General features: G+C 69.4%; 1 protein-coding gene, 1 tRNA gene and 2 pseudogenes. 1 reads left to right on the top strand and 3 read right to left on the bottom strand.

Going from position 1 to position 1,838, the window contains the following annotated elements; translation table 11 throughout:
- The 3 genes and pseudogenes from KS423_RS44730 to KS423_RS44720 all read right to left on the bottom strand — a co-directional run.
- Positions 1 to 224: pseudogene (locus KS423_RS44730) on the bottom strand (hypothetical protein); the annotation flags it as partial.
- Positions 225 to 311: 87 nt separating this feature from the next.
- Positions 312 to 1,184 (bottom strand): Bax inhibitor-1/YccA family protein, encoded by an 873-nt coding sequence (locus KS423_RS44725; RefSeq protein WP_224285405.1) that lies wholly within the window; start codon positions 1,182 to 1,184, stop codon positions 312 to 314.
- 139 nt (positions 1,185 to 1,323) lie between these two features.
- Positions 1,324 to 1,405, bottom strand: a tRNA-Leu gene (locus tag KS423_RS44720).
- Positions 1,406 to 1,698: 293 nt separating this feature from the next.
- On the opposite strand from KS423_RS44720, the pseudogene KS423_RS44715 reads away from it, so the two are divergent.
- Positions 1,699 to 1,838, top strand: a pseudogene (locus KS423_RS44715) (ABC transporter ATP-binding protein); the annotation flags it as partial.

Genomic DNA, 1,838 nt, shown 5'->3' with positions numbered 1-1,838 from the left:
GCCAGCTGGTCCCCCACCGCGAAGGCCCCGGCGTCCGGGAACTCCCGCTGCGGCCCGCCCTCCGTCGCCAGCGCCAGCCCGGCCAGCCGGCGGGCCAGCTCCAGCGCGGCCGCCGCCCGCGAGGCATACCCGGGCACGGCGCCCAGCAGCTTGCTCTGCGGCAGCGAGCGGAAACGATCCGCCAGGGACTCGACGGCTTCGACCAGGGGCTCTACGTCATGCATGGGTAGGAGCGTAAGCGAGAAAGCCGCCGGGCCCCGGAGCGAGTGGCTCCGGGGCCCGGCGGCAGTGGTTCACGGCGGGACGGACCGTCAGTCGTCGCCGCGCAGGATCGCGATCAGCCGCAGCATCTCCATGTAGATCCAGACCAGCGACAGGGTCAGCCCGAAGGCGGCCCGCCACGACTCGCGCTGCGGGGCGCCCTGGGCGATGGCCTCCTCGATCGCCGCGAAGTCCAGCGACAGGAAGAAGGCACCCAGACCGATGCCGACCAGGCCGACCACGATGCCCAGCGGGCCGGAGCGCAGCCCCATGTCGGCGCCGAAGGCCATGGCGACCAGGTTGACCAGCATGAGCAGCACGAAGCCCATGGCGATCGCGATGCCGATCCGCTGGTAGCGCGCGGTGACCCGGATGCGACCGCTCTTGTAGGCGAACAGCATCGCCGCGAAGACCGCCGCCGTACCCAGCACCGCCTGGATCACGATGCCGTTCAGCACGGTGTTGAAGGCGTGCGAGATGGCGCCCATCGCGAAGCCCTGGAGGGCCGCGTACGTCAGTATCAGCGGCGGGCTCACACTGCGCTTGAAGGCGATGACCAGGTAGACGACGAAGGCGACGATCGAGGCGCCGGCGGCGTAGCCGTAGTTCTCGAACGGCAGCGCGAACCAGGCCACCGCACCGGCGGCGACCAGCGTCAGCAGCGTCATCGCGGTGCGGGCGACCACGTCGTCCAGCGTCATCCGCCCGGTGGCCGCCGGGCCGGCCGACGGCCCGTTGTACAGCTCGTAGAGCTGTTCGTCGGTCATCGGGGCCTGGCCCTGCGGCTGCTGGGCGTACGGCGTGCCCGCGTAGGGGTTCTGGCCGTTCGGGCTCCCGGCCTGCGCGGTGGTGCCGAACCCCGCGTAGCCGGAGTCGCGGGTGAAGGACCCCTCCCGCGAGAAGACCGGGTTGCTGCTTCTCATTGCTCATTCCCTCCGTGGCGGCACTGCACCGCCCGTGCACAAGGGTAATGGCATGGCAAAAATTTCGGGATACGCCGCGAGGAGGATCCAGTGAACAACGTCCGGCGGGGACGCCGTCGCGCCCCCGCCGGACGATCGGTGCCCGGAGCCGGACTCGAACCGGCACGGCCTCGCGGCCAAGCAGTTTTAAGCTGCCCGTGTCTGCGTTCCACCATCCGGGCGTCTGCGAAACCACCCTGAGCCTAGTCGTCCGGCTCGCCCTTTCGCATGTTCCAAGCCCCGGAAGTTGTCATGTTTCCTTGCGATCTGACGAACTGTTCGGGATTCGGCCACGAAGGATATCCGTTCCGGCCATCCTCCTGCCTCAGGGTTAACGTCATACCGCAGGAGGAGGGGCCCACCCCTCCCGTACGCCCAGCGGTGGTAGGGCCAACCGTCCGGCGGAGCGACGCAAGACCATGATCACGTCGCGGAACATGGAGGTACAAGTCCACCAGCACAAAAGGAGCCCCCCGTGACCACGTCGACCGCAACCGCCGTCCACACCGGCCTGGCGGCCGCCCGAGCCACCGGCCTGAACAAGGTCTACGGGGAGGGGGAGACCCGCGTCGTCGCCCTCGACAACGTCAGCGTCGTCTTCCCCCAGGGCGAGTT

This window comes from Streptomyces sp. LS1784, assembly GCF_020103755.1.
Lineage (GTDB): Bacteria > Actinomycetota > Actinomycetes > Streptomycetales > Streptomycetaceae > Kitasatospora.
This window is presented reverse-complemented; position numbering and strand designations above follow the sequence as displayed.